Origin of the sequence: Paracholeplasma vituli (assembly GCF_025446935.1) — a bacterium.
GTDB classification, from domain to species: Bacteria; Bacillota_I; Bacilli_A; order Acholeplasmatales; family UBA5453; genus Paracholeplasma; species Paracholeplasma vituli.
On record NZ_JAOEGN010000015.1, the window covers coordinates 38429 to 45214 of the forward strand.

Here is a 6786-nt window from a genome sequence, read left to right on the forward strand (position 1 = left end):
CGATAACATCTTAAAGTGGCGTTTCTAGTCCATCAAATCCTTTGGCTATGACAAGGAAAAAGAGGTAGATTTGGTATCTACCCCATAACATTTCTATACGAATTAAGTTCTTAAGATTAATCTCTCTTCTTTAGCAGTCTAAGTCCGTTTAATATGACGACTAAAGTACTACCTTCATGAACAGCTACTGCTAGAGATAACTCCAAATCAAGTATCAAGTTGGTCGTAATCAAGAATAAAACGACAGCAATTGAAAATAGAATATTTTGAAGCACAATCCTTCTAAGTCTTAAACTGGTTTTATGCGCTTTGACCATTTGATTCAAATCGGAATTCATTAAAACCATATCTGAGGTTTCAATGGCGATGTCGGTACCTGTCTTCATCGCGATGCCTAGGTCGGAGGCTGCTAAAGCGATGGCGTCATTCACACCATCACCGACCATCGCGGTGAAGCCTTTTGATTTCATTTCGTTAACGTATTTCGCTTTATCTTCAGGTAATACATTTCCATGAACCTCATCGACACCAATGCGTTTAGAGATGGCTAAAGCAGTATTTTGGGTATCCCCAGAAATCATGACTGTATGGATATTCTTTTGTTTGAAGTACTGAACTGCATCTAAGGCTGATGGTTTCGGTTGATCTTCTAACGCAATCAATCCGTAAACCTCATTTAAAGAACCAAAACAAATCACGGTTTTCGCTTGGTGTTCAAATGAAACAATCTGGTCTTTCATCTGTTCTGTTAACCCTTCAAAGCGGGCAGGTTTACCGATTTGATATAAAACCCCTTCATAAGTTGCTTGTAGACCATTACCGAGAATTTCATCTACTTTTATGTCTAGAATTGAATCGGTGATAAAGTGTCTTCGAATCGCTTCTGATAATGGGTGATTCGAGTGTTGTTCCATCGAAACGAGTATCTTGCTATAAAGTGGATTTTCGTTATACCAAACCACTTCAGTCACTTCAAGGATTCCTTTGGTTAAAGTCCCTGTTTTATCAAAAGCAACCAGTTTGATGTCCGCCAAATTCGATAAGTGTTTGCCACCTTTAAATAAGACGCCGCGTTTTGCTAAAGCGGACATCGCTGATAGGGTAGCTGGTATATCCGTTACAGCGAGTGCACACGGTGAAGCCCCAATGAGAAAGACCATGGTTTTGTAAAAGGCCATGTCAGATGGATGTTTAAATAGTGTAACCCATAAGATATATAAAACAGGTGCGATTAAAAGCACGATAGTTACATAGACGGGTTCTATACGTTTAATAAACTCAGCGCGTGTGGAATGGGATTCCTGAGCGTTTTTCACCATGTTGAGAATGTTGGATAATACGGTTTCAAAACTGTCTTTAGTTACCTGAATTCTAAGTGTTCCACCTTGGTTAAATGTCCCTGCATAAACAGTATCATTCATGCCTTTTTCTACAGGCATGGATTCACCTGTGATGGCACTTTGATCGATTGTAGAATCACCTTCAAGGATGATTCCATCTAACGGGATTTGATCACCTTTTAATACAATGATCGTGTCTTCTACCTTTAGGTCTTCAACATCCATTAAGACCCATTCATTTAAAGCCATTTCTTTACGGGCTTTGGTCGGCGTCATCTTTAAGAGAGCGGTCATATCTTTACGACTTCTGTTTTCGGCGAAGTCTTCTAAGAAATGTGCCCCAGCGAATATAAGGATTAAGAGTGCTGCTTCGCGGTATTCTTGAATAAGGATCGCTCCAAAAGCACCTAAGACCATGAGTAAATGAATGTTCGGTTTGAATTTTTTCTCATGCATACTATCTTTGAGTGTATGGACTAAACCTTCGATGATGACATGATAGCCAGCGACAAATACGCTTAAGATATTGAATATGTTTTTAAGCCATTCGAGTTCAATAAACAAAGCACTGATAAATAAGACGACACCTAATCCATATAACAAGTATGGTACTAAACCATGTGAATGACCTTCATGATCATGAGTATGACCTTTATGATCGTTTGTATGAGCTCCATGCTCATGAGTATGACCTTTATGGTCGTGATGATGCCGATGATGTTTTCTCATGGTTTATTCCCTGATATGATCCAGTGCTTGATTGAAGATCAAATGGACATGGTCATCGGATAGTCGATAATACATGGTTTGTCCTTCTCTTCGGCTACTGATCAGTTTGGCCTGTTTTAGATTTTTTAATTGATGAGAAACCGCACTTTGGGTCATATTTAAAATCTTCGCGATGTCATTTACACAGATTTCGTGTTTAGAAATCGCGTATAAAATCTTGATACGGGTAGAATCGGATAAAACCTTAAATAGTTCTACCATACTATCTAATTCATCCGATTGAATCATATTGTGTTTAATGGATTCCATGATGAGTTCATGTCCACAATTTTGATGTTCCATAAGTTACCTCCAATTTTATATGTCTATTTGTTCATATATTCATATTATAGGCCATAATACGTATGGGGTCAAGTAAAACTATTTTAAATTCGACTATACTTCAAAATAAAAAGGGCTTCTATTCAAATGAATAGATTAGCCCTTTTATCCTTTATTTCTTGATGACATCGACAATTTGGTTGAGTTTGCCTTTAACTTCTTTAATGCCTTTGTTGATGTCCTTGTTGAGTTTCGCTGTTGGATTTTCTGAGAAAATCAAAATGGTTTCTTGTCTTGCAGTTCCAATAGCTTCTTTGAAATCCCAGCCATCTTCTTCTTGTTGATGGATGACTTCTTCAATACGAACGGCACGTTCTTGTGCCTTCTTGATGCGTTCTAATACGACAGTTTTGTACATAGTGATTCACTCCTTTTTGTGTTGTACAAGTTTATTTATAGTATTCTTGTTCTGTTTCACGTTCTAAGGTGACGACAAATCGAGTCGTCCAGTATTGCCACATTGTGGTAGCAACGACACGCCAGCCCTCTTTTGCAAGAGCGTTCATCATCGTCTCTGCATCTTTTGGACTGTGTGCTTCAATGACTTTGTATTCTTTCATCTTTATGCCCCTTTTTATTTAGTAGATTTACGGTAAGTATGCTGATCGGTCGTATAACCTAACGATTTTAATAATAAACTGAGTTTAGAAAAACCGTAGTTTTTAGAGTTGAAGTCTGGGAAGGCTTTAACTAAGGAATCTCTGAGTTGTGCGATTACAGCTTGTTTCTTCTTACCTAAGAATTCATCGATGTGTTTTTCAATGAGTTCAAGTGAGGTTAACGTCTTGAATTCGACATAAGAGGTTGTGTCTTTAGTATACGTGGTAAATCCGAGTTTATTCACCAGTTGTAAGAGGTTGGTAGACCCATATTTTCTTGGGTCAAAGTCAGACATTTGATTGACTAAGATATCGCCTAATCTGGATAACAATAAGACTTTGTTCTCACCATTTTCAATGATGATATTTTGAATCGTGGTTTTGATGTCTGGTGCTACTGTGTCTTCTTCATCTTGATCCAAGTATTGGAAGTACTTGAATTCGCTACAAGCCGATTTAAAAGCTTTAGTTGTTTTATGCTCATCACCTACACCAATCACAATCGCACCGAGTTCTTTTAGTTTAATGGCTAAAGGGGTAAAATCAGAATCCGATGTCACAATGAAAAAAGTATCGGCCCGATTTTGGTATTTGATTTCTAGTGCATCTAAAGACATTTCCATGTCAGATCCATTTTTACCGGATGCGTAATTATATTGGTGCATCGGTTTGATGGCGTAATCTTGTGCTTTTTGACGCCACTCTTTTGATATAGCGTTAATATCGCCATAAAACCGTGCAATCACCAATTTCCCGTATTTCGCAATCTCATTCACGATAAAGTCGATGTATTTATAACTGACATTTTCGGAGTCTATCAGTAAGGCTATTTTATAGTCCATAGGGACCTCCCTTAAAATTTATTGAATTGTTAATATAGTTTTATTATATCGGTTTTTCTGATGTATGGAAAGTAAAGATTGTAAAGAAATCCTCAAAAGTTACAAGTCCTATCGAAAATCGAAACCAAATATAAAACACCTTGATTTGGTGTTTTACTTACTTTTAGAATGAGAATTGTGTCATATGCTTTCTGTAAAGGTAAAATCCTACGATGTCTGCTAAGAACCATCCAATCGGAATGCTGAAGAAGATGCTTTCAACACCCAATCCAAAGTATACAAAACTATACGCTAAAACAACTCTGGTTAATAAGGAAATAATGGTCAAGATGATTGAGATCTTAACTTGGGCTAAGCCTCTAAAAAGGGCGTAGAAAATGAATAAGTAACCAATCAAAATATAGAATAAACCCTCTATCCTTAAATAGGTCTTACCCAGTTCAATAACTGCGTTATCGATCGTGAATAACCCAATTAATGGTTTTGAAAAGACTAAGATAAACAGTGTAATGACCCCACAAAATAAGGTTGAGGTTAGAATCGCACTACGAAACCCTTTTTGGATTCGGTCATAGCGTTTCACCCCAAGGTTTTGTGATACATAAATCGAAAACCCATTCGCGAAATCTTGTGCAGGCATATAAGCAAACGCATCGATTCTAACCCCAATCGTGAATGCCGCAATCGCAACCACACCAAAGGAATTCACCAAGCCTTGAACCATTAATATCCCAAAATTCATGATCGATTGTTGAACTGAGGTCAGGATGGAGAGTGAACTCACTTCTTTCAACATTACTTTATCGACTCTAAACTTTATAGGCAAATGCTTGATACGTTTATAGAGGTGAATCAAAATCGGAATAGAGGTTAGAAAGTGTGCTAGAAATGTGTATAAGGCAGGACCTTTTACACCAAGTGGTGTATAAATGACAAAGACAAAGTCAAAAACGACGTTGATTGAGGTTGATACAATCAAATAGTATAAAGGGGTTTTCGAGTCGCCAAACGCTCTTAAAACGGCTGTTGATACTTGATAAATAGCTAGAAAGAATAATCCCGATAAGACGATTAATAAATAATTTCTAGCATAATCAAAGGCACTATCTGGGATTTGAAATAGCTGTAATATGGGATTTATGAATATCGAAGTGATCAGGGTTAACCCTAACGCAATCCCAACAATCAAAATGAACGCAGTTGAAATGGATTTCGCAAGCGCATCTAGTTCCTTCATCGCGTAGTATTTCGCAAATAGCACACTAGACCCCATCGATAACCCTAATAAAATCGACGTGATTAAGACCACAATCGCGGATGACGCGCCTACCGCAGCGAGCGCTTCTTTGCCTAAGTATCTGCCAACGACTAAGGTATCAGATAAGCTATAGATCTGTTGAAAAATATTCCCTAATAAAATAGGTAATGAGAATAATAGTATTTTTTTAGTTGGACTCCCTTGAGTCATGTCTAATGTTTTCAAAAAAATCCCCCTTTAAAAGAAAAAGAAGCCCTTATCTAAAGATAAGCACCACTTTGACTATGATAACACATTGAATTATGAAATGTAAGGGGATAAAGCCTAATTATCGGCTTTTAGGATTGTGGTTTCAAAACAAAATAGCCTAATTCATAGGGGTGAGAAGCTACATAAACAGGTATCCCATCTACTAATTTAAAGATGTATTGGTGTGTCGCGTTCACTAAAAACAATAACCCACCACCATCGTAATTGAGTGCGATGTAAGTTTCCCCATTTTGGGTAAATATAGCATAACGATTAAACATACGATCGTATTTTCCTAATTCTTTTTTAAATGCTTTAAGGGTCTCGGTTTGGTTCATGAATTCATTAATCGTCCACGTTTTATCTAAAACGGTCAGGGTATCATTAAAAATTTCTTGATATAGAGGCATTTCATTAGATGGGTATAAACTAAGGATTGAATCATAATCGACGAAGGTTTGTGTTTGGATATTATAGGCTAGTTTTTTTCTTGTATTGATTAAGTAGTGGTCATAAAGCCTATCAAAGGTTTCACTGGTTTCTATGTTATAGGTATTTGTTTCATAACCGGTGTTTGTGTAACTATATACAGTTAATACTTGATCTTTTATGAAGGCTGCTCTTAGTTGGTCATTGTAGGTTAAAAGATTAGTACCTGTAACTAAAAGGGTATCTAGTACGGTATAGGGGTTCAACTGAACGAGTTCTACTTTAGCTAGGTAACGAATAAGGGCGTGGTTTTGATCGATGAGTTTGAAACTGATGTCTTCTGAATGATCATAATATACCGAATAGATGGTGACTGCTAAGGTATCAATATCAACAACACCACGAACGGATTCTGGAATTTGTTCTTCACGATTTCCACCTAAACCTGTATAAACTTGAAAAAATAGTTTTCTACCAATTACGCGTGTTGTCATCATGGTGATGTGTTCGTTATAAGCTATATTCGCATCATCTAAAGCCGCTTCAATTTTTTCATAGACCATCTGATGTTTATAGTTTTTGCTGATGGCGTATTCCGATACGATTACATAGCCTGATTCTTCCATTTCAATCTTACGGACATCACGGTCAAATCGCTCCATTTGGTTACAACCCGATAATAATAGTGTTAGTAACGTAACTACTATGATTTTTAAGGCTATCGATCTTTTCATAAAAAACCTCCATAAAATATCTTACTTTCTATTATAAGTATAAATGTGGCAAAAGTATGACAGAAAAATAAAGGGGCTGTAATGAAGATTTAACACCCCAATCAAGAAGTCCCCTACCTCTATAGGTGGTGGGATGAATTGATTTATTTTATATTTACAAATCATAATAAATAATGTTATAATAAAGGTGTATTCATACACGTTTCTGCACTCTACTGAAAGCCA

General features: G+C 36.8%; 7 protein-coding genes. All 7 read right to left on the reverse strand.

The window, feature by feature from the left end:
• Nucleotides 1-116: 116 nt before the first annotated feature.
• Nucleotides 117-2069 carry a heavy metal translocating P-type ATPase gene (locus N7603_RS07620; protein ID WP_262096832.1) on the reverse strand — a complete coding sequence of 651 codons (1953 nt, stop codon included), beginning with the start codon at nt 2067-2069 and terminating at the stop codon, nt 117-119.
• Between the two features lie 3 nt (nt 2070-2072).
• A complete protein-coding gene (locus tag N7603_RS07625; RefSeq protein ID WP_262096833.1) occupies nt 2073-2411 on the reverse strand; it encodes an ArsR/SmtB family transcription factor in 339 nt (112 codons plus the stop codon).
• A gap of 151 nt (nt 2412-2562) precedes the next feature.
• Nucleotides 2563-2808 carry a hypothetical protein gene (locus N7603_RS07630; RefSeq protein WP_262096834.1) on the reverse strand — a complete coding sequence of 82 codons (246 nt, stop codon included), beginning with the start codon at nt 2806-2808 and terminating at the stop codon, nt 2563-2565.
• 31 nt (nt 2809-2839) lie between these two features.
• Entirely contained in the window at nt 2840-3010 is a 171-nt protein-coding gene (locus tag N7603_RS07635) for a DUF4177 domain-containing protein (RefSeq protein WP_262096835.1), read from the reverse strand.
• Between the two features lie 14 nt (nt 3011-3024).
• Entirely contained in the window at nt 3025-3891 is an 867-nt protein-coding gene (locus N7603_RS07640; protein WP_262096836.1) for an NYN domain-containing protein, read from the reverse strand.
• A gap of 163 nt (nt 3892-4054) precedes the next feature.
• Nucleotides 4055-5374 carry an MATE family efflux transporter gene (locus N7603_RS07645; RefSeq protein ID WP_262096837.1) on the reverse strand — a complete coding sequence of 440 codons (1320 nt, stop codon included), beginning with the start codon at nt 5372-5374 and terminating at the stop codon, nt 4055-4057.
• Nucleotides 5375-5487: 113 nt separating this feature from the next.
• Nucleotides 5488-6561 carry a hypothetical protein gene (locus tag N7603_RS07650; protein WP_262096838.1) on the reverse strand — a complete coding sequence of 358 codons (1074 nt, stop codon included), beginning with the start codon at nt 6559-6561 and terminating at the stop codon, nt 5488-5490.
• Nucleotides 6562-6786 lie beyond the last annotated feature (225 nt).